Raw genomic sequence first — 21837 nt, 5'->3', positions numbered from 1 at the left:
TCCTTTATTTTATAGCTAGAACAATTGTCTGACCATATCTATTTACATAAATTCTTTTTAGCTTTTTATTATACTTTCTTATTGCTTGTTGCATATCAGGGAAGCTTTTTACTTCAATATCTTCTATTTGTATAATAACATCTCCTGGTTCAAATCCAACTTTCTCAGCATCTGAATTTGGTTCAACATTTACTACTAAAACACCTTTTGTATTTGAGCTTAGTCTAAATCTTTTTATAACATTTGCATTAAGTTCCGATAATAAAAGTCCACCTAAGAACTTACCATTATTTGAATCAGAAGTTACAAGTCCCGCTCTATTTCCTAAAGTTACGTTTATTTTTACATCTTTTTTATCTCTTTCAAGTTTTACAACTATTGTTTGATTTGGTTTAAATGATGCAATAACATTTTGTAAATCTTTTCTATCTTTGATTGGAAGATTGTTGATTGAGTAGATTAAATCACCTCTTTTTAATCCTGCTTTTGAAGCTGGTGTATCACTTGCAACATCTAAAATAAGTGCACCGTCTGATCTTTTATATAGTTTTGAAACTCTTTGGTCTAGTTCTCCAATAACAACACCTAAGTATCCTCTTGTAACTTTTCCATCTTCAATAAGTTTTTTAACAACATCTTTTACCATAGAAACAGGAATTGCAAATCCAATACCGTTGTTTCCACCAGACTTAGAGATAATTGCACTGTTTATACCAATCAATGCACCTCTACTATCAACTAAAGCCCCACCAGAATTTCCTGGGTTGATTGACGCATCTGTTTGGATAAAGTTTTCATATCTATTGATACCTACATGGTCTTTATTAAGTGCTGAGATGATACCTTGTGTTACTGTTGTACCAATACCAAATGGATTACCAATAGCAAAAATTAAATCCCCAACGTGAAGGTTTTCAGAGTAGCCAAATTTAATAGCATCAAAATCTTTTCCTTCAATTTTGATAACAGCTAAGTCACTATCTGAATCTTTTCCTATAACTCTTGCATTATACTCTCTTGGATTGTCTGCAATAGTAATAATAATTTCTTCTGCATTTTCAATAACGTGATTGTTTGTTACGATATATCCATCTTTTGAGATAATAACACCAGAACCAAGTGATCTTTGAATTCTATTTTGTCCAAATTGTTCATTGAATTGATCTCCAAAAAATCTTCTTAGGAATGGATCATTAAACATCTGAAATGGAATATTGCCAGCATTTGAAGATACTCTTCTTTTAGCTGCAATATTTACAACTGATTTCATTGGTTCTTTGATACTATCATTAAATGACAAAATTTGATTTGGGTTACTTGGAGCTACTCTTTGTGGATTTTTGTCAGCCATTTGGAAGTCTATTGACTCAGCAAATGAACATGTAGCTATAAATATTACGGCGAAAAATAGTTTTTTTAACATTTTCATTTATCCTTTCTAATATATTTAAAAAGAATTATAATAGCTAAATGTAAACTATTTTTGAATAAATCGTAAATAAAAGATTAATGTAAAAGAAAGAAGAGTTAAAACAAAGTATGAATTTTCTCATACTTTGTTTAGTATTTTAAAGGTCAGTTTTAAGTACTGCCCCAGAGCTTGCATTAGTTACAAGTGCTCTATATTGTCCTAACCATTTTGAGTTAAGAGGTTTTTTAAGTGGAGTAAATTCTGCTTTTCTTTTTGCAATTTCTTCGTCACTTAAATTTACAGATAAAATATATTGGTCAACATCAATGTGAATTTCATCACCATCTTTTAATAATCCAATCATTCCACCTTCTGCTGCTTCTGGACTTACGTGACCGATACTTGCTCCTCTAGTAGCTCCTGAGAATCTACCATCAGTGATTAAAGCAACTTTATCTCCAAGTCCCATTCCCATGATAAGTGAAGTAGGTGCTAGCATTTCTTGCATACCTGGACCACCTTTAGGACCTTCATATCTAATAACAACTACATTACCAGCTTGAACTTTACCTTCTACAATACCTTTGATTGCTTCTGGTTGTCCATCAAAACATACAGCTTTACCTGTGAAAACTCTATCTCCTGTGATACCAGCAGTTTTTATAACAGCACCTTGTTCTGCTAAATTACCATAAAGAATCGCTAATCCACCAACTTCACTATATGGATTATCAATAGTGTGAATAATATTTGTATCTTTAATTTGGGCATCTTTGATTTTTTCTAAAGTTGAAATCCCACCAATAGTTGGATTATCAATTAAAATATCATCACCTCTTTTTGACATCTCTTTCATAACGGCATTTACTCCACCAGCTTTATTGATATCTTCCATATGAACAGTTGATAAAGATGGAGAAATCTTAGCAATATGAGAAACTTTTTTAGAAATAGAGTTAATATCTTCTAAGTTAAAGTTAACTCCAGCTTCTTTTGCAATTGCTAACATATGTAAAACTGTATTTGAAGAACCACCCATTGCCATATCAACTGCAAATGCATTTCTTACTGCATTTTCGTTTAAAATATTTCTTAGTTTAAACTCTTCACTTGCCTTTTCATCTTTTGCAATTTCACAAATTCTTCTAGCTGCTTTTCTATATAACTCTTCTCTTTCAGGTGTAAGGGCTAAGATTGTTCCATTTCCAGGAAGGGCAATTCCCATAGCTTCCATTAAAGTATTCATAGAGTTAGCTGTAAACATCCCAGAACATGAACCACCACTTGGACAGGCATTACACTCGATATCTTTTAGTTCTTCTTCGTTCATGTCACCTTTTTCATATTTACCAACTGCTTCAAAAGCTGTAGCTAAATCAATTGGGGCACCATCTTTAGTATGACCTTTTTGCATTGGTCCACCTGATACAAATACAGTTGGAACATCAACTCTTAATGCACCCATAATCATACCTGGAACGATTTTATCACAGTTTGGAATAGCAATCATTGCATCAAGTTTGTGTGCATTCATTACTGTTTCAATAGAGTTCGCAATTAACTCTCTTGAAGGAAGAGAGAATAACATTCCATCATGTCCCATTGCAATACCATCATCAACACCAATAGTATTAAACTCAAAAGGAACACATCCATTTGCTTTAATTTCTTCTTTTATGATTTGTGAAACTTTATCTAAAAAGAAATGTCCTGGAATTAGTTCAATAAAAGAGTTTGCTACACCAATAAAGGGTTTATCAAAATCTTCATCTTTTAGTCCCGTAGCTCTTAATAGTGACCTATGAGGCGTTCTGTCATAGCCTTTTTTAATCTCATTACTTCTCAATTAATATCCTTTACTAGTGCTATTATAATATGGTGGACATTATACTTTTTTTGCTGTTCAAAAATGATTAAATAATTAAATTTGAAAAATTTTTCAACTTTTTTTAAAAAACTCTTGACAAATAAAAAAAAAGCTATTATAATTCCAGTCCAATTTGAAAACAATCTGTTTTTAAATTCTACCAATAAGTGCGAGTGTGGCGGAATAGGTAGACGCGTGGGACTTAAAATCCCATTCCGGTTTCGGAGTGTGAGTTCGATTCTCACCATTCGCACCACTTATAAATATTAACGTTGTAGTGAGTTGACTGAGTTGGTCGAAAGTACCGGTTTTGAAAACCGGCGAGGTTCACGCCTCCGAGGGTTCGAATCCCTCACTCACTGCCACTTTTCACAAAATCAATCAAATCACTTTTTATTTAATATTCTAAAAGCTTAAAACAATTTTTTATTAAAGAATACAAAAGTTTAACACTTTTAAGGAGAATATCATTTTGAATAGTTCAATAACGAATAATCAAAAAGGAATGATTTTTATGCTTATTGCAGTATTTGTTATTCCTTTTTCAGATGCAATTGGGAAATGGCTTTCTAGTACATATTCTCCTATGCAAATTACTTTTTTCAGATTTTTATTACAAGCTATTTTAATATATTTTTTAGCAAAAATTTTAAGAAAAAAAATTGCAGCATTTAAAATGATTTATCTTTATTTAGCTTTTTTTATTTCTTCTTGTATGTTTCTGATTTTCTGGGGTTTAGTATATTTACCTTTGGCAAATAATATTGCCTTATTTTTTATAGAACCTTTGATTTTGACTTTTTTATCTATTATATTTTTAAAAGAAAAAATTACTAAAAGCTTAATTATTGTTTTAATTATTGGGCTTATTGGAACAATGATTATTATAAGACCTAACTGGTCAGCATATGGAACAGCAGCTATTTTACCAATTTTAGCTGCTTTATTTTATGCTCTTTATCTTATGACAATTAGAGTTTCAAAAGATATTAAAGATAGTTTTACCATGCATTTTTGGATAGGTATTGTAGCTTCTATTTTTATTTCTATAGTTCTTTTATCTACTCAAGGTTCTGATTTTGCGATTATTGCTTTTAATAAAATAGACCATTCTTTATGGTGGTTAGTTTTTTTATTAGCAGTAGTCACAATAGCTAGCCAACTTCTTGTATCAAATGCTTTATATTATGCTAATGCAAGTTTATTAGCTTCTTTTCAATATTTAGAAATTATTAGTGCAACATTATTAGGATGGATTATTTTTAATGATATACCTGATAATTTAACAATACTTGGGGCAATAATTGTAATTCTTTCTGGGGTATATTTAATTAAAGTAGAAAGAAAGAAAAAAGATTAAAAAAAAATTAAGTTATTTTTGATATAATTTCGTTCCATTTTGTGGAGGTATAGCAAAGTTGGTAATGCCCGGGATTGCAAATCCTGTATGCGTCGGTTCGAGTCCGGCTACCTCCTCCATTATATAGAAGTGCGAGTGTGGCGGAATAGGTAGACGCGTGGGACTTAAAATCCCATTCCGGTTTCGGAGTGTGAGTTCGATTCTCACCATTCGCACCACTATCTATTAAAACTTATCTCAAACTTAGCACCACAATCAACATTTTCTACTGAAAGTTTACCATTATTAGATTCTTCTATAATAGACTTTGCTAAATGAAGTCCAATTCCAAGACCTTCATCTGTTTTTTTAGTAGTAAAATACGGTAAGAATATATTGTTGAGATTATCCTTTTTTATTCCACCTGCATTATCTATAATACTTATTTTATTTGTATCAATTTCTATAGTTACTTTTGGATTTGCTATTTTATTTTCTTTTAATGCATCTACTGCATTATTTAATATAACAATCAATACTTGAATGATCTCTCCTTCTGTACAAGAGACTATTGATTTATTTTTTTCTATTATTTCACAATGAATACTATTTTTAGAAAACTTTGTATGAATAATTGTAAGAGTTTTCCTAACAATCTCTTTTAAATCATTTTCTCCTTTTTGTTTGTTAGGATTTAAAAAGTTACTAAAATCTTCAATTGTTCTAGACATATAATGAGTTTGAACTTCTATCTCTTCAAGTTTTTCATTTATCTCTATATTTTTTATATTATTTCTCATCATACAAGTATCAATTCCCATAACTGCAGAATTAATAGAGTTTAGAGGTTGTCTCCATTGGTGGGCAATACTATTTGTCATTTCTCCAATACTTACAAGTTTTGATTGGTGAAACATAATTTTTTCTTTTAATCTATTTTTTTCAATCTCTTCTTTTACTTTTTCTTCTAAATTATTTTTATAATCTTTTAAAAGAATATGAGTTCTTACTCTAGATAAAATCTCTACTTTTCTAAAAGGTTTTGTAACATAATCTACGGCTCCTAGATTAAAACCTCTTTCAACATCATCATCATTGCTACTTGCAGTTACAAAAATGATAGGAATATCATACATCTCATGCTTTTCATAAACTTTTTCACATACTTCAAAACCGTTCATATCAGGCATGAAAATATCTAATAATACAAGATCTATTTCTTCTTTATCTATTATTTCTAGTGCTTCTGTTCCTGTCATTGATACAATGACTTCATAGTCCTTTGAAAGGAATTCAACAAGTATTTTTATGTTTGCTTGGTTATCATCTACGATAAGAATTAAAGGTTTAGTCATACTTCCCCTATTATGAAAGAATATTTACAATGTTCCTAAAATTATATACTTTAATTTCTTTATCTAGCTTTGAGACTAAAAGTTTCTCTTCTTTTGTAAGGTTTTGCATTTGTTTTAATTTTTCAAGTGGTTCTTCGACTTTTTTAGGACGATTTTTTATTGCTCCATTTAAAATTTCTTCTATAAGAGCTTTTTTTGAATAGGTTTCACCTGTAGTGTTTGTTGTATTATTTATATCTATAAAGGATAGTTCATCTATTTCTTTTAATACTTTTAACAAAGTTTCTTGAAGCAAAATTTCATCTTTTCTAGTTTTATTTTTGTTCATATGATCAGCAAGTTTGAAAAGTTCATTTGCTCCAATATTTTTACTTATTGATTTCAATTGATGAACTTCTTTAAAAAAAGTAGAATCTTCAAGCTTTAAAAAATCTAGATTATAATATTGTTCTTTAAAACCTTCTAGAATATTTTTATACAATTTTATATCATAGTCTAAATATTTTAGTGCTAATTCTTTATTGATGTATTTTTTATTCATAAAGTTATTATATCAAAATTACATTTCAAAATAAATCAAAATTACTTTATAATTTAAAATTATTATTACTATAAGAATAATAAAAATTATTAAGACTGTTTTAGTTATAAGTAAATCTTATGTTAAATTAAGTATTTTTTCAGAAAAAAGGGAGTAATCTTACAAAGATTAATTTCATGCATATCTAAAAAGGAAATCTTGGTATTATAATAATACCTTATAGGGTTTCCTTTTTTTATTCTAATTTATTTATATATGTTGTATAAAAACTTATATATGGACATTTTTCTTCTATTTGTATAGATAGCTTATCTACTTTTGATACAATACTATTGCAACTTAATAAATTTTCATTACTTGGATTTGTAGTTAATAATCCATTGCATAATGCATATATATCTTGAAGTTTTTTTGCTTCTTCATTTAGAACTAAATATGTAATAAGTTCTTGTTCCATTTTATAATATAGGAATTTCAGTGTGCCATAACTAAATAATGCACCTAGTATAGCAGCTACAAGAGTGATTTTTAATAGTTTTTTCATAAATCTTTAACCATTTTTGGAATTTTGATTTTAAAACAAGCTCCTTTTAATGCTATTTCTTGATAATTAAAATCTTCATTTTTAACTTCTATTTTACCTAAAAAATGCTTTTCGATAATTTCTTTAGTCATATAAAGTCCAATTCCAGTACCTTGGCTTTGGTGTTTAGTTGTAAAGTATGGATCAAAAATTCTTGGTAATATTTTATCTTCAATACCTTTTGCACTATCTTTTATTTCAATAATATAATTATTTTTACTCTCTTTAATAGTTATAAAAATATATTTTTTGTTTTCTACTTTTTCCAAGGCATCTATTGCATTACTAAAGATATTAATTAATGCTTGTATAAATTCATTTTCATATACTCTTAACTCTTCTACTTGAATATCTGTTATTACTTCAATTTCTCTATTGTTAATTTTTGATTTTAAAAATTGAAGAGACTTCTCTATTAGAATAGTTGATTGAATATTTGTAGCTTTTTTGTCTTTTTTAAAGAAGTTTCTAAAATCCTCTATTGTTTGAGATAAATACATTCCACCTTTAATTATTTGATCCATAAATTCAAATAGTTGTTCTTGATTTAAATCTGAAAGTTCACTTTTTATTTTAACTCCACTTGCAGAAGTAGTAATTATAGAAAGAGGTTGCCTCCATTGGTGGGCAATATTTTCTAACATTTCACCCATTGCTGCTTGTCTTGATTGTTGAACAATAAATTCATTTTGTCTTTTTAATTCAAGTTCAAGTTTTTTACTTTCTGTGACATCTTGATAAATACCTGCCATAATTATTGGATTACCATCTTTATCTTTTTTTACAATACTTCCATTGGATAAAATCCATTTTATAGAACCATCTTTTGCTTTCATTCTAAAGCACACTTCATAAGGTTGATTTCCCTTTATGTGCTCTTCAAGAGCTTTATCTACTAAAGGTCTGTCTTCTTCTAGAATAAAAGAAAGGTGATTTTTATTGCTTAACTCCTCTTTTGAATATCCAATAATCTCAGTTAATCTATTATTTATAATATTTCTATCTTCTTTTATATTCCAAGTCCAAGTACCAAGCTTAGCTCCTTGAATAACACGTTTCAAGTGACTTTCTACTCTTTTTCTTTTTTTGATTTCATTTGATAATTTTCTATTTACAAAGATAATTATTCCTAAAACAAAAAAGAAAACTAAAATTATTTCAAATAGATATTTATAGGTTATTTTTTCATATTTAATTGACAGCCATTTATTTAAAATTTCTTGGTGTTCTTCATATTTAATATTGTTAATAGCTTTGTTGAATATTTCAACTAAAATGGGATAATCTTTTCTTACACCAATGCCTAGGTCCCATTTTTGCTGGAATTTCCCTACTATTTTTAAGTTTCCTACATATTTTTTTTGTATATTATATCCCACTGTTGGGAAAGTACCTATAAAACCAAAAAGCTTGTTTTGGTCAACTTTTTTTAAGCCATCTTCAATATTTTTAACATAAACTAAATCTAAGCTTGGATATTTCTCTTTTAAAATTTCTGCATATGCATAGCCTTTAACAATACCCATTGTTTTTTTTACTTTTGTTATGTCATCAATAAAAACTTCACTCTCTTTTGTTGCAAGTACTAAAGGAATTTCTAAATAAGGTTTAGTGAAATTTAAATACAATTTTCTTTCTTTTGTAGGCATTACAAGGGAAAAAATATCACATTTTTTATTTTTCCCTAGTTCTAATGATTCAATCCAAGTTTTTGTTGGAACCATTGTCATTTTTATATTAAGACTTTTTTCTAACAGTCTTAAATAATCAGCAGTCATACCTACATGTTTACCTTTTTCATTTTTTTCTAAAGGCATCCAATTTGGATCAATACAAACTTTTAGTTCTTTATGTTCTTTTAAAAATGATATTTCTTCATTAGTTAATATATTTTTTGCTTGAAGTAAAGATATTATTAGAGGAATTATAAGATAGGCTATTTTTTTCAAATCCAAACTCCTCCTTTATAAATATTAGATTTATTTTAACTAATAAAGGATAAATATTATAATTGTTTAATTTAGTATGTAAGCTGATTGTAAAAAAAAAATTAAATATTAATAAGATAGAATATTAATAAAGTTATATATAATGATGATATTTTATTAGCAAGAAGAGAATAATGAATCAAACTAAAGCTGTTTTACTTACTATTACTGTTGTTATATTTGCTTTTCTTTTACAAGTTTATTATATAAACTTTTCAATATCAAATCAAATCAAAATTTATGAAAATAATATATTAAAAGAAGCAAGAAATAGTTTTACTAGTTTTCTTACAATTAAAATGTGGAATACAACAAATAATGGGGTTTACATTAAAGAAGATGAAGATTATTCAATAATTAGTCCTATAAGTATGACAAAACAGATTTTTGACCTTTCAAGTAGAAGCAATATTCAAAGTTATAAGATAACTAGTTTAAACCCAAGTAATGAAGGAAATAAACCTAATTATTTTGAGAAGAAAGTTTTAAAAGAGTTTGAAAAGAAAGATAAAACAGAGTTTTTTGAATTTAACAAAAATAGAAATAAATTAAAATATATGGCTTCATTGACTGTAACAAGAGCATGTTTAGATTGCCACTCTTCTCAAGGATATAAAATTGGAGATATAAGAGGTGGAATTAGAGTTACTTTAAATACAAGCGATTATCAAGAGTTCTATATAAATGCAAATAAAAAAAGAGATTACTATATGTTATTTAGTTTCTTTATTTCTTTAATAGTATTTTTAGTATTGATTTATTTTGTAAATAATATTTATAAAAAACATAGAATAATAATGAGAATCTCAGATAAGAATAGAGTATTATCACAAAGATATGAGCATGCAATAAATGGTTCAAATGATGGTTTGTGGGATTGGGATTTAAGTTCAAATAAAGTCTATTTTTCAAAAATATGGAAAGGGATGCTTGGTTATAAAGAAAATGAATTAGCAAATTCATTAGAAACATGGAAAAAGCTAGTTCATCCTGACGACATAGAATCAGCTATAAGTGATATAAAAGCAAATCATAGAGGAAGAACTACATATTATGAAAATGTACATAGATTAAAACATAAAGATGGGCATTGGGTTTGGATTTTAGATAGAGGTAAGACTATCTTTGATAAAAATGGAAATGCAATTAGAATGGTTGGTTTTCATACTGATATTACAAAGCAAAAAGAGTTAGAAGTTAATTTAAAGACAAGTGAGAAAAATCTTCTAAAAGCTGAGAAAATGTCAAATTTAGGGCACTTTAGATATGACTTTAAAACTAATACTTTAACTCTATCAAAAAATATTAAATCTGTTTTTGGTTTAGCCAATGAAACAAAAATCACCCTTGAAGATTTAGTTAAAAACTTTACCCATGAAGAAGATAGAGAAAATGTGGTAAAAAGATTCTTTTTAGGTAAATACAAAAAAAGAGGATATCGAACAGAGTATAGAATCATAAGACAATCAGATAAAGAAGTAAGACATGTTAATTGTAATATAGAGTTTAAAAAAGATAAAAGTAAAGAAGTTCATCTTGTAATAGGTACTATTCAAGATATTACTGAGTTTGCATTGATCCAAAATGAACTTTCTATTTTACGACAAGCAGTAGAGCAAGCTCCTATCTCTTTTGTTATTACAAATAAAAAAGGTGAGGTTGAGTATGTAAATTCTCACTTTACTAAAGTAAGTGGATATAGTTTTTCTGAAATTACAGGTAAAAATATTGATGTTTTACAATCAGATACTATGGATGAAGAGGAATATGATAATTTATGGCAAACAATCTCTTCTGGAAAAACGTGGAGTGGAGTTTTTAGAAATATCAGTAAAAATAAAAAAGAGTTTTGGGAAAGAGCTATAATTTTCCCAATTTTTTCTAAAAAAGATAAAAAAATCATTAACTATATGGCAATCAAACAAGAGATAACAAAAGAGCTAAAACTACAAGAAGAATTAAAAGATAAAGAAGAACTAATGATTGCACAATCAAGACATGCTGCAATGGGTGAAATGATAAGTATGATTGCTCATCAATGGAGACAACCAATCTCTGTTGTAGCAATGAGTGCAAACAATATTTTAATGGATATAGATCTTGATATGATAGATAAAGAAGCATTAGAAGAAAATGCACAAGACATAATATCTCAAACACAATACTTATCTCAAACAATTGAAGATTTTAGGAACTTTTTTAAACCAAATAAACAAAAAGAGAGCTTTTTTGTAGAAGATGTATTTAAAGATGCAATTTCTGTTATGGGTAAAACTTTAGAAAATAACAATATTGAAGTAAAGAAAGAGTTTACATCAGGTAAAAAAGTTAATAGTTTTGAAAAAGAGTTTTTACAAGTAATTATAAATATTTTAAAAAATGCAAAAGAAGTTTTAGTTCAAAGAGACATAGAGCACAAAAGAATAGATGTTTATGAGTATTTAGATGGTGAAAATATCATAATAAAAATATGTGATAATGCAGGAGGAATACCTGAAGAGATTATAAATAATATTTTCGAACCATATTTTACTACAAAAGATGAGCTTGAGGGTACAGGTTTAGGGCTTTATATGTCGAAGATTATTGTAGAAAAACATCTAGAAGGTAAAATTAAAGCATATAATCAAAATTTTGGTGCTTGCTTTGAAATAGTATTAAGGGGTGAAATTGTCTGAATTAATGAAACTAAAAAATAAAGCAAGTGAATATAGTGTTTTAATAGTAGAAGATAGTAAGCATATTCAAAAGCAGATGAAAAATTTTGTGGGTAAACTTTTTAAAGAAGTTTATGTAGCTGACAATGGTTTAGTTGGTTTAGAAATTTTTAAGAAAAGTTTACCAGATTTAGTTTTAACTGATTTAACAATGCCTCAAATGGATGGACATGAATTTATTGCAAAATTATTAGAATTTAGCCCTCATGCACAAGTAGTGATAATATCTGCTCATGCTTATGAAGAGAATATAATGAAGTTTAAAAAACTTGGAATAAATGAGTTTATACAAAAACCAGTAAACTACGATACTTTAATTTCTTCTTTATTGTGTTCAATTGAAAAGATAGAAAATAGTGATGAAGAATCAATTGAAGATGATTTATTTAAAGAGCTTTATGACTCTAAACTAAACAATAATAAAATTGAACTAATTAACCATTATAAAGGAATTCCTTTTATTCACGATGCTTCTATTATAAATATTGAAAAAGATAGAATAAGAATAAAAACAGAAAATGTACAGATAAAAGCTATAAGATATGAAAAAAAGACAACAATACATATTGAAAATAAAATTCTAAATGCTAAACTTGAAAGCTATGATGAACTTAGCAATATTGTTTGTTTAAAGGATTTAGTTCAAGTTGAAACTAGTTCAAAGAATAGAAAAACTGTACGAGTCGATCCTGATGAGACATTTAATGGATCAATTTTTGCTAATAGTGAAAGATATAGTTATAAAGTAGAGTCTATTTCTTCTTCCTCTATTTCTTTTATTGCTAAAAATATAACTAATAAGTTAAGGTTAGGAGATAAGGTAGATATTGTAATAGGTTTTAAAACAGAACATGAAGCTTCCTTTGAAAATATAATTGTTCATAAAGAAAGATTAGCCTTCAAAGCTTTAGTTCATAAAATTAAAGAAATCAATAATGATTATAGTAAAATAGTTTTTATATATGAATTGTCTTTTGGGGATAGAAAGATTTTAGAAAAATATATTTATCAACGGCAGTTATTTTTAATTAAAGAGTTTAAAAAATTGAAATTTTAAATCAATTCTATTTTAAATCCAACTCCTGAAATATTCTTTATTGACTCTTTCCCTATTTTTTTTCTTAGTTTATTAATTAAGTTTTTAAGTGCAGAGTCTGTAATTTCATAAGAATCTATCCAAAGTTTATTTTTTATTTCATCATGGGAAAGGACTCTATTACTGTTAGAAATAAAATATTCAAGCAATTCTATCTCTTTTGCTGTTAATATAATGTCTTTCTTGGTTTCTTTAGATAATAATTTCTTATTAAGAATATTATAAGATGTTTTATTTTCAAAATCAACAATGTAATTTCCGTATTGAATAAGCTCCTGTGCAGCTTTATCTATAGTATTATTTAATATTTTAAAATCAATGGGTTTTACTAAATAATCAACAAGTTTTAGTTTTGCTGCTTCTAATAAATAATTTTTTTCAGTGTATGCTGATAATAAAATAATAGGTAAATTTAAATAATATTTTCTTATATTTTTTATAAATTCTAAGGCATTTTCATTCTTTAAATTAATGTCAGAAATTATTATGTCAATTCTATGTTTATCTAAAATCTCTTTTGCTTGAGAAATGTCTTCACAATCATAAACATTCGATACAATAAGCTTTATAGCCTCTTTTAACTTTTCTCTTATATTTCTTTCATCTTCAATATAAAGAATATTTAAGTGTTCTTTAATAATTTTAACACTTTTTTTATTATTTATGTAATTTTCCATTGCTTTTTATTCTTTTTATGCTAAAATGTAAAAATAATTATATAATAAAATAATCAGTTTTGCAAGAAATGATTACTTAAGGAAAGATAATGAAATCTAACAATAGCATAAAAATGATTTTTTTGAGTTTGTTTTTGTATCTATCAGTGACATCTCTTTGTGCAACTAGTTTAAAAGATAGTGTTGAAAAAGTTTTAAGTACAAATCCAAATGTTATAGCTGAAAGAAAGAATCAAGAAGCATATAAAATGTATGTTGATGAAAGAAGAGGCAATTATTTACCTACATTAGATATAGAATCATATTTTCAAAAGGGAAGTGAAAGAGAAAAAAGAGATATAAATAAAACAGCTACTGATGGTGAATGGACTGATCAAGATGGTTATAGTGCAGCAATTGTTTTAAGACAATATATATATGATGGAGGATTGACTCCTTCTGAAGTTGCACAAACGAAATATCAAGATTTAGCAAATAAACACAGAAGTTTTTATGCAATTGAAAACACAGTTTTAGAAACAATTAAAGCTTACACAGGCTTAGTTCAATCAGATGAAGTATTAACGTTAACTGAGTCTATGATAAAAATAAATGAAGATAATTTAGCTATAGCAAAAGAACAAGAAAGTATTAGTGGAGAAGTTTTAGAAACATATCAAGTATCTTCAAAACTGCATTTTATAAGAGATAGATATATTGATGAAGAAGATAAAAAAGATACAACATTAGCTAAGTATTTTAAATTAGTGGGTGAAAATCCTACTAGTAAAACATGTAGACCAGCTATTGATGAAACTAAAATCCCAAAAAATTTAGAAGAAGCTATAAAAAAAGCGGTTGCTAGTAATTATAGAATATTAGAACAAATAGAAAAAATAAAAATGCAAAGAGAAAAAATTGCACAAGCGAACGCATCATTTTTACCAAAAATAGATTTAGAGTTAAAAGCTTCAATTGATGAAGATTTAGAATTAACTGAAAATGGTAGAACAGATGAAAAATATATTAGGTTGAATTTTAATTGGAATTTATTTAATGGTAATAAAAATAATGTAACTTCGACTCAAGAAAAAACTTTCTTAGAAGAACAAAAGAAAACTTTAGATGATATTACTCAAGAAATTGTTGCAGAAATAAAATCTTTATATGGGAAACATGATACATATAAAAGAAGAATTGAAGAGCTAAAAAAATATGTAAAAGCAAATGTAAATATTGTAGATGTATATAGAAGTGAATTTCAAGCAGGTACAAGAACTTTTGTTGATATTTTAGATGCAGAAAGAGAACTTTATGAATCAACAAAAACGTTAATAGAAGTTGAATACGCTTTAATAAACAATTATTATGACTTGATGTTTAACTTATCAAACCTAACAAACTCAGTAGTGAATTCAAAAAATCAAGATTGTGCAAATATTGCTCCAAGAATAATTAATTATAAACCTAAAAAACAAAATAATAATATTGAAAAAGAACTTGAAGGTTTAATTAGTGATACAGACAGTGAATTAATTAGAAAAGAATTAAATCTTGATTTAAAAAGAGAGTTAGAATTAGATGGAAAAACAAATGATATTTTAAATAAAAATGATAATTTAGAAGATAAATTAGATAGCTTTTTAAATATACCTAAAGATAAAATAATTAGTTTAAACTCTACTCTTGTATTGTCTAATAAGGCATATATTGATAATATAAATAAAATCTAAAATTTTAACTAATATTATCAAGGTTGCAAATTGCAAGAAAAAGAAAAATTAGATGAAAGTCTAAATACCCTCAAGGACAGAAGAACTGTTGATACACTTTTAGAGTGCTTGATATTTTTATCAAAATATCATAAAAGAGAAGCCTCAGCAGAATCTTTGAAATTTAATCTTCCAGTTCATAATAAATCGTTAGATTTAGATATGTTTATTGATGCTGCAAAAAGAATTGGACTTACAAGTAAAGTTGTTAAAAGAGAAATAACAAAACTTACAAAGCTTGCTCTTCCTGCTGTGCTTTTGCTTGAAAAAGATAGATCATGTGTTTTACTTGATTATGATGAGAAAGAAGGAATAGCAAAAGTAATTCTTCCTGGTCTTAGTTCTGGTGAAACAGAAATGACTTTAGAAAAATTAAATTCTGAATATTTAGGTGAATTGATTATTTTAAAACCAGAATTTAATTTTAATAATAGAATAGAAAAAGAAATACAAGTAGATAGCCCTCAAAAATGGTTCTGGGGAACTTTATTTAGAAATAAAAATATTTACAAACAAGTTATTTTGGTTTCTTTATTTATTAATTTATTCATCTTAGCTACACCATTGTTTACAATGAATGTTTATGATAGAGTTTTACCTAATAATGCAATTGAAACTATGTGGGCATTGTTTATTGGTATTAGTATTGTAATGCTTTTTGATTTTGTTTTAAAAGTTTTAAGATCCTATTTTTTAGGGGTTGCAAGTAAAAGAACAGATACTATTATTTCAAATAAAATTTTTAATCATGTATTAAATATAAAAATAAACTCAAAACCAGCCTCTACTGGACAATTTGTAAGTAGGCTACAATCTTTTGAAAGCGTGAGAGAGTTTTTTACAAGTGCTACAGTAGCTGCTTTTGTTGATTTCCCTTTTGTTATTATCTTTATAATAGTTGTTTTTTATATCGCAGGACCATTGGCTTATATTACTATCTTTACAGTAATTATTTCAATTCTTGTTTCTTGGTATATGCAAAGACCATTAAAAGAGATAATTGAAAAATCTGTAAAAGAAGAGCAAATAAAACAAACAACAATGATTGAAACAGTTACTGGTTTAGAAATTATTAAAAGTGTAAGAGCTCAAAATAGAATGAGAACTAACTGGGATAATTCAGTAAATAAAACAGTTCATTATGCAGATAAAGGGCATTTTCTATCTCAAAGTATTACTTATTTTACTGCTTTTATTTCACAGTTTTCAAATATTGCAATTGTTGCAGGGGGAGTTTATCTTGCAAGTGAAGGTGATATTACAATGGGTGCTATTATTGCAGCTATGATTTTAAATGGAAGAGTAATTGCTCCTGTTTCTCAATTGGTAGGACTTATTATAAAGTTTGATAAAACAATGCTTTCATTAAGTAACTTAGATGAAGTTATGAAAATGCCAGTAGAAAAAGAGAATAAAACATATATCAGTAGACCTATATTAAAAGGTAAAATTGAATTAAAAGATGTAAACTTTGCATACAAAGAACAAAATCATCAAACTCTTAAAAATATAAACCTAAGTATAAAACCTGGAGAGAAGGTTGCTATATTAGGGAAAATTGGTTCTGGAAAGTCAACACTTCTTAAACTTATTATGAATCTTTATGAACCAACTACTGGTTCTGTTTTAGTTGATGATTTAGATACAAGACAAATTGATCCAGTTGATTTAAGAAGAGCAATAGGTTGTGTACCCCAAGAGCCTTTTTTATTTATGGGAACAATAAAAGATAATATAACAATTGGAGAACAATATGTATCCGATGAAGAGCTTTTAAAGGTATCAAAAGTTGCAGGACTCGATGACTTTTTAGGAAAACATGAAGCTGGTTTTGATTTGATGGTAGGAGAACGAGGTGAAGGTTTAAGTGGAGGTGAGAGACAGTCAGTTACTTTAGCAAGAGCATTAATTTCCAATCCAAATATTCTAATGCTTGATGAGCCAACGAACTCAATGGATAAACAAACAGAACAAGCATTTATTAGAAAAATAGAAAAAATTATCCATGACAAAACATTAATTATAGTTACTCATAAAACTTCATTGCTTCATTTAGTAAATAGAGTTATTATTGTGGAAAATGGGCAGATTGCTTTTGATGGTCCTAAAGAAGAAGTTTTTAATAAACCAAAAGGTGCAAAACAATGATAAAAAAATGGTTTAATAAGCTTTATGGTCTTGATAAAAGTCCTGATGAAGATTTAGAGTTTGTCTATTCAAGTTATGCAAATGCAAATGAGACACCTAGTAAAGTGGCAAATCTAACTTTTATATTTATAATTTCTTTTTTTACTTTAGTCATTCTTTGGTCAGCATTTGCAGAGATTGATGAGTTAGCAAGAGGAAATGGTAAAGTTATTCCTTCAGATAAAATTCAAAGAGTTCAGTCTCTTGATGGAGGTATTATTTCAGAAATTCTAGTAAAAGATGGTGAGTCAGTGAAAAAAGGCACTCCTTTAATGAAAATTGATACAACAAGATTTCAAGCAACATTAGAAGAGAGTAAGCAAGAGTATATTAGTTTATTAGCAGTTAAACAAAGACTTGAAGCTGAAGCTACTTTAGACTTAACAAAACCAGTTCCTATTTTGGAGTTTCCTAAAGAAGTATTAGAAGATAAATCAGGTTATGATAGATTGGAACAGACTCTTTTAGCTAATAGATATGAAGAGTTAAAATCATCAGTAGATGTTTTGGAAACTCAACTTGCACAAAAAAGACAAGAATTAACTGAAATAAAAAATACTATTAAGAATCTTAAAAAAAGTTTTGCCCTTATAAAAGAACAAAGGGAAACAATTCATAAGCTTGTAAGAAGAGGGGTTAAGTCTAAATATGAACTTTTAAATATAGAAAAAGAGTATACAGATGTAAGTTCTGAATTAGAAACAGCTTTATTATCTGTAAAAAGGTCTGAACTAGCGATACAAGAAGCAAAAAGTAGAGTATCTGAAAAATTAAATAATTTTAGAGCGGAAGCTTCAAATACTTTACAAGAAACTGTTGGATTAATTAGTAAATTTGAAGCAAGATTAGTGGGAGATAAAGATAAAGTTGCTAAAACAACTATTGTTTCGCCAGTAGATGGAATAGTGAAGCAGTTATATTTTAATACAATAGGTGGAGTAATCCAACCAGGGGTAGATTTAGTTGAAATAGTTCCTCAAAGTGATATTTTATTAGTTGAAGCAAAGATTGATCCTAAAGATATTGCTTTTATTAATCCTAGTCAAAAAGCAATTGTAAAAATAACTGCCTATGATTTTTCAATTTATGGTGGATTAGATGCAAAAATCACAGAAATCTCTGCTGATAGTATTGTAGATAAGGAATCAAAAGAGGGTAAAAGTTATTATAGAGTTATTGTAAGAACAGAGAAGAATTATTTAGAACGTAATGGTGAGAAACTACCAATTATTCCAGGTATGGTGGCTTCTGTTGATATTATTACTGGTAAAAAGACAATACTTGACTTTATATTAAAACCAATATTAAAAGTAAAGCAAAATGCTTTACATGAAAGATAAGGAAAAAAATGAATAAATATTTTTTTAGTTTAGTTTTTATACTAAGTGTTTTTGCAGGTTGTGCAACTAAAAATACAGGCTCACCTGTTGAAAAAGATTTACACTACGCTGTTAGAGTAAATGATATGATGTTATTAAATGAATTACTTAATAAAGAGAATATAGATACAAAAGATGAATATGGTTATACCCCTTTACATATTGCTGCAAGATTTAATCATTTTGATATAGCAAAAGTTCTTATATCAAAGGGTGCCCAAATAAATACAAAAGACAATTATTTTGATACACCTTTAATTGATTCTGTAAAAAAAGGTTATACTTTTATGTCAGAACTTCTAATATGTAATGGTGCAAAAATAAATGCAAAAGATGAAAAGGGTGTTTCTGTTTATGAGTATGCGAGAGAATTAAATGATAATAGAACAGCAAAATTACTTAGTTCAAAGAATATTCAACAAGAATGTATTGGCAAAGTAATAACTCCTAAAAAAACTACAAATACACAATTTTATAATCAAATCTCAATAGATGAATACGGAATATTAACTGATAATACGCCAAATATTTGTGGAGATATCTATGATGAGGATGTAAGAAGAATTCAAATTTCATTTGATTCAGGAGAAAGTGTAATAGAAGCTAATATTTTAGGGAAAAGATGGTGTGCACAAGTAGAAGAAAAACTTTTAAATGGTTATTATAGAGTTGATGCAATTTCTGTAAATTCAATTAATGAAAAGGGTCTTACCTCTGAAGAACTAGAGATAAAAGCAATCAATAGTTTACCTGCATTATTAAAAAAAGAGTTTGAAAATGATTTCGCAAAATGGAATGCTTCTTTTGATGAAAATAGATTAATATTTAGATTTAATAACCCTTCTTTAATGTTTGAAAGAGGAAGTAATAATCTTAAGCAAGAGTACAAAAATATTTTATCGGATTTCTTCCCTAGATATATAGCTGCTTTAGTTGAATATAAAAATTCTATAAAAAATGTTTATGTAGAAGGTCATACATCATCAGCTTATAGTAGTGCTAAATCAGAAGAAGAAAAATTTAGTAAAAATATGGCTCTATCACAAGAAAGAGCAGATGCAGTTTTAGAGTATTTAAAAACAAGCTTAGATTCTATAGTTATTGAAAATGAAAGTTTTATAGATAATACTTTTAAAGCAGTAGGTAAATCTTCAAAAGAGTTAATATTAAATAGTGATGGTTCTGAAAATCCTGAGTTATCAAGAAGAGTAGAGTTTAAAATAGAGATTAAATAAAACTAAAAGAGGCAAAAATGAAGCAAACTAGTTTAGAAGATTTTATGGAGTTAGAAGAACAAAATAAAGAGTTAGAAAAATTAGTTGCTATAGAAGTTGAAAAAAATAGACAAAAAGATGAAATAATTTTTCAACAAAATAAACTTGCTGCAATGGGTGAAATGCTAGAGAATATTGCCCACCAATGGAGACAACCCTTAATGGAGTTGTCTTCTTTATTTATTCCTATTGAAGCTAAACTCAATTTTAATAAAAGTATAAATAATGATGAGTTATTAGACTCTATTTCTAAACTAAATCATATAACCAAATATATGTCAAATACAATAGATGACTTCAAAAACTTCTTTGCAACCAATAAAGAAAAAACCGAGTTTAAACTCTCTGATCAAATAAACTCTTCTTTAGGAATAATCATCACAGGGCTACGTAAAAATGGGATTTTTGTTGATATCGTTATTAAAAATAATCCTACTATTTATGGCTATAAAAATGAATATACTCAAGTTTTAATAAATCTATTAAATAATGCAAAAGATGCTTTAGTTGATAGAAAAATAAAAGAACCTAAAATTATTATAACTTTAGATTCTGATAATAAAAATTCTATTCTTAGTGTTGAAGATAATGCAGGTGGAATTGAAGTAACACCTGTTGATAATATTTTTAAACCTTTTTTTACTTATGGTAAAAAGGAAGGTACTGGAATAGGGCTTTTTATGTCAAAATTAATTATCGAAAAGAATATGAATGGAAAGCTTCTTGTTTCTAATAAAAATTATGGAGCAAATTTTAAAATAATCTCACCTTTAAAATAATAATAAAACTAGCAATAAAAATATTTATAAAACCTGCAAAAGTGTCTCAAAAGAAACTTTTTTCATATATAATGGATAGTATGAAATTCTAATAATGAGGGTAGTACTATGATTAAAGTGATAATTAAAAATGTAGATGGTTCAAAAGAAGTTAGAGAATTAACGGATGGAATGGTTATTAAACCAGAACCAGGACAACAGTTTTACTTTGAGAATTTAGATGCCAAAAAATACAAGTTTAACTTAAGTGATGGGGAAGACTCTATTGAAATTTTGTTCAATAAAGATGGACAAAAATATAAGTTTAAATTTGAAGATATGGCAAAATTAATTAAAGAATCTAGCTTACTAACTGAAAATAAATCTGTACTTGGAATTATAAATGACCAAGAAGGTATGGATGAACTTAATCAAACAGTATTAAACCCTGAATTTAAAAGTGATAATATTATTAGAGAATTAAAAGATTTGCTTGCTCAAACAGATGGTAGCACAAATCAAAATGGAATTATAATAGATGATTTCGGTTCATTAGCAGAACAGTTAGAAGCAGCTGCAGCAGGTGAATCAACTTCAAACGGTGCATCTACATTTTTTGCATCAGAGGCTATTAGTGGAAACACTTATGGAGCAGAAGGAAGAGGAACTGGGCTAGAGTTTAATGATCCAGATGGAAATTTAGTTGATGTTGAAGGAACTACTAATAATGATGATGAAACTGCAACTACTACAGATGATCCTCAAGCAAATGAAGAAGATATAGAAGTATCAAGTGTAACAAGTGATACACAAACAGAAGGAACTTCTTTAGTTCACACTGTAACATTAAGTGGAGAAGCAGAAGCTGCAAAAGAGTATGACTTTACATTTAACAATGGAACAGTAGAAGATGA

At 27.3% G+C, this 21837-nt stretch carries 16 protein-coding genes and 4 tRNA genes; 13 read left to right on the top strand and 7 right to left on the bottom strand.

Going from position 1 to position 21837, the window contains the following annotated elements; translation table 11 throughout:
- Nucleotides 1-4: 4 nt before the first annotated feature.
- Nucleotides 5-1423 carry a Do family serine endopeptidase gene (locus CRV01_RS08270; protein WP_129007737.1) on the bottom strand — a complete coding sequence of 473 codons (1419 nt, stop codon included), beginning with the start codon at nucleotides 1421-1423 and terminating at the stop codon, nucleotides 5-7.
- A 145-nt stretch (nucleotides 1424-1568) separates the two neighbouring features.
- On the bottom strand, nucleotides 1569-3257 hold the full coding sequence (ilvD, locus tag CRV01_RS08265) for a dihydroxy-acid dehydratase (protein ID WP_129007736.1): 1689 nt from the start codon (nucleotides 3255-3257) through the stop codon (nucleotides 1569-1571).
- Nucleotides 3258-3447: 190 nt separating this feature from the next.
- On the opposite strand from ilvD, the gene CRV01_RS08260 reads away from it, so the two are divergent.
- From CRV01_RS08260 to CRV01_RS08240, 5 genes are all read left to right on the top strand, one after another.
- Nucleotides 3448-3534, top strand: a tRNA-Leu gene (locus CRV01_RS08260).
- Between the two features lie 20 nt (nucleotides 3535-3554).
- Nucleotides 3555-3643 (top strand) — tRNA-Ser (locus CRV01_RS08255).
- A gap of 107 nt (nucleotides 3644-3750) precedes the next feature.
- Complete coding sequence (locus CRV01_RS08250) at nucleotides 3751-4638, top strand: DMT family transporter (RefSeq protein ID WP_129007735.1); 888 nt, start codon at nucleotides 3751-3753, stop codon at nucleotides 4636-4638.
- Between the two features lie 43 nt (nucleotides 4639-4681).
- Nucleotides 4682-4757, top strand: a tRNA-Cys gene (locus tag CRV01_RS08245).
- Between the two features lie 12 nt (nucleotides 4758-4769).
- A tRNA-Leu gene (locus CRV01_RS08240) sits at nucleotides 4770-4856 on the top strand.
- Here the strand turns inward: CRV01_RS08240 and CRV01_RS08235 are convergent.
- The 4 genes from CRV01_RS08235 to CRV01_RS08220 all read right to left on the bottom strand — a co-directional run bounded on the left by CRV01_RS08235 (nucleotide 4857) and on the right by CRV01_RS08220 (nucleotide 9045).
- Entirely contained in the window at nucleotides 4857-5972 is a 1116-nt protein-coding gene (locus CRV01_RS08235; RefSeq protein WP_129007734.1) for a hybrid sensor histidine kinase/response regulator, read from the bottom strand.
- Between the two features lie 10 nt (nucleotides 5973-5982).
- Entirely contained in the window at nucleotides 5983-6513 is a 531-nt protein-coding gene (locus tag CRV01_RS08230) for a hypothetical protein (protein ID WP_129007733.1), read from the bottom strand.
- Nucleotides 6514-6748: 235 nt separating this feature from the next.
- The gene (locus CRV01_RS08225) at nucleotides 6749-7057 is read right to left on the bottom strand and encodes a hypothetical protein (protein ID WP_129007732.1); all 309 of its coding nucleotides are present in this window, start codon (nucleotides 7055-7057) and stop codon (nucleotides 6749-6751) included.
- Entirely contained in the window at nucleotides 7054-9045 is a 1992-nt protein-coding gene (locus tag CRV01_RS08220; protein WP_129007731.1) for a PAS domain-containing protein, read from the bottom strand. The genes CRV01_RS08225 and CRV01_RS08220 overlap by 4 nt, the downstream gene beginning before the upstream one ends.
- A gap of 173 nt (nucleotides 9046-9218) precedes the next feature.
- On the opposite strand from CRV01_RS08220, the gene CRV01_RS08215 reads away from it, so the two are divergent.
- Both CRV01_RS08215 and CRV01_RS08210 read left to right on the top strand, forming a co-directional pair.
- A complete protein-coding gene (locus tag CRV01_RS08215) occupies nucleotides 9219-11762 on the top strand; it encodes a PAS domain-containing protein (RefSeq protein ID WP_129007730.1) in 2544 nt (847 codons plus the stop codon).
- Complete coding sequence (locus CRV01_RS08210) at nucleotides 11755-12858, top strand: response regulator (RefSeq protein ID WP_129007729.1); 1104 nt, start codon at nucleotides 11755-11757, stop codon at nucleotides 12856-12858. Before CRV01_RS08215 ends, CRV01_RS08210 begins: the two co-directional genes overlap by 8 nt.
- Here the strand turns inward: CRV01_RS08210 and CRV01_RS08205 are convergent.
- A complete protein-coding gene (locus CRV01_RS08205) occupies nucleotides 12855-13574 on the bottom strand; it encodes a response regulator transcription factor (RefSeq protein WP_129007728.1) in 720 nt (239 codons plus the stop codon). The genes CRV01_RS08210 and CRV01_RS08205 overlap by 4 nt on opposite strands.
- Before the next feature lie 89 nt (nucleotides 13575-13663).
- Between CRV01_RS08205 and CRV01_RS08200 the strand changes: the two genes are divergently transcribed.
- The 6 genes from CRV01_RS08200 to CRV01_RS08175 form a co-directional block, all read left to right on the top strand.
- On the top strand, nucleotides 13664-15286 hold the full coding sequence (locus CRV01_RS08200) for a TolC family protein (protein WP_258238364.1): 1623 nt from the start codon (nucleotides 13664-13666) through the stop codon (nucleotides 15284-15286).
- 30 nt (nucleotides 15287-15316) lie between these two features.
- Nucleotides 15317-17473: a type I secretion system permease/ATPase gene (locus CRV01_RS08195; RefSeq protein WP_129007727.1), complete on the top strand. Its 2157-nt coding sequence runs from the start codon at nucleotides 15317-15319 to the stop codon at nucleotides 17471-17473.
- Complete coding sequence (locus CRV01_RS08190; protein WP_129007726.1) at nucleotides 17470-18852, top strand: HlyD family type I secretion periplasmic adaptor subunit; 1383 nt, start codon at nucleotides 17470-17472, stop codon at nucleotides 18850-18852. Before CRV01_RS08195 ends, CRV01_RS08190 begins: the two co-directional genes overlap by 4 nt.
- Before the next feature lie 8 nt (nucleotides 18853-18860).
- Nucleotides 18861-20126: an ankyrin repeat domain-containing protein gene (locus tag CRV01_RS08185; RefSeq protein WP_129007725.1), complete on the top strand. Its 1266-nt coding sequence runs from the start codon at nucleotides 18861-18863 to the stop codon at nucleotides 20124-20126.
- Nucleotides 20127-20143: 17 nt separating this feature from the next.
- A complete protein-coding gene (locus CRV01_RS08180) occupies nucleotides 20144-20944 on the top strand; it encodes a sensor histidine kinase (RefSeq protein WP_129007724.1) in 801 nt (266 codons plus the stop codon).
- Between the two features lie 108 nt (nucleotides 20945-21052).
- A partial coding sequence (locus CRV01_RS08175; RefSeq protein ID WP_164970034.1) for a hypothetical protein occupies nucleotides 21053-21837 on the top strand: 785 nt, incomplete at its 3' end.

Origin of the sequence: Arcobacter sp. CECT 8983 (assembly GCF_004118855.1) — a bacterium.
Taxonomy (GTDB): domain Bacteria; phylum Campylobacterota; class Campylobacteria; order Campylobacterales; family Arcobacteraceae; genus Halarcobacter.
This window is presented reverse-complemented; position numbering and strand designations above follow the sequence as displayed.

What these genes read in the sequence shown, in the direction of transcription:
- CRV01_RS08270 (WP_129007737.1), bottom strand. Translation starts at nt 1,423, where the DNA reads ATGTTAAAAAAACTATTTTTCGCCGTAATATTTATAGCTACATGTTCA.
- CRV01_RS08235 (WP_129007734.1), bottom strand. Translation starts at nt 5,972, where the DNA reads ATGACTAAACCTTTAATTCTTATCGTAGATGATAACCAAGCAAACATA.
- CRV01_RS08230 (WP_129007733.1), bottom strand. Translation starts at nt 6,513, where the DNA reads ATGAATAAAAAATACATCAATAAAGAATTAGCACTAAAATATTTAGAC.
- CRV01_RS08225 (WP_129007732.1), bottom strand. Translation starts at nt 7,057, where the DNA reads ATGAAAAAACTATTAAAAATCACTCTTGTAGCTGCTATACTAGGTGCA.
- CRV01_RS08215 (WP_129007730.1), top strand. Translation starts at nt 9,219, where the DNA reads ATGAATCAAACTAAAGCTGTTTTACTTACTATTACTGTTGTTATATTT.
- CRV01_RS08205 (WP_129007728.1), bottom strand. Translation starts at nt 13,574, where the DNA reads ATGGAAAATTACATAAATAATAAAAAAAGTGTTAAAATTATTAAAGAA.
- CRV01_RS08200 (WP_258238364.1), top strand. Translation starts at nt 13,664, where the DNA reads ATGAAATCTAACAATAGCATAAAAATGATTTTTTTGAGTTTGTTTTTG.
- CRV01_RS08190 (WP_129007726.1), top strand. Translation starts at nt 17,470, where the DNA reads ATGATAAAAAAATGGTTTAATAAGCTTTATGGTCTTGATAAAAGTCCT.
- CRV01_RS08185 (WP_129007725.1), top strand. Translation starts at nt 18,861, where the DNA reads ATGAATAAATATTTTTTTAGTTTAGTTTTTATACTAAGTGTTTTTGCA.
- CRV01_RS08180 (WP_129007724.1), top strand. Translation starts at nt 20,144, where the DNA reads ATGAAGCAAACTAGTTTAGAAGATTTTATGGAGTTAGAAGAACAAAAT.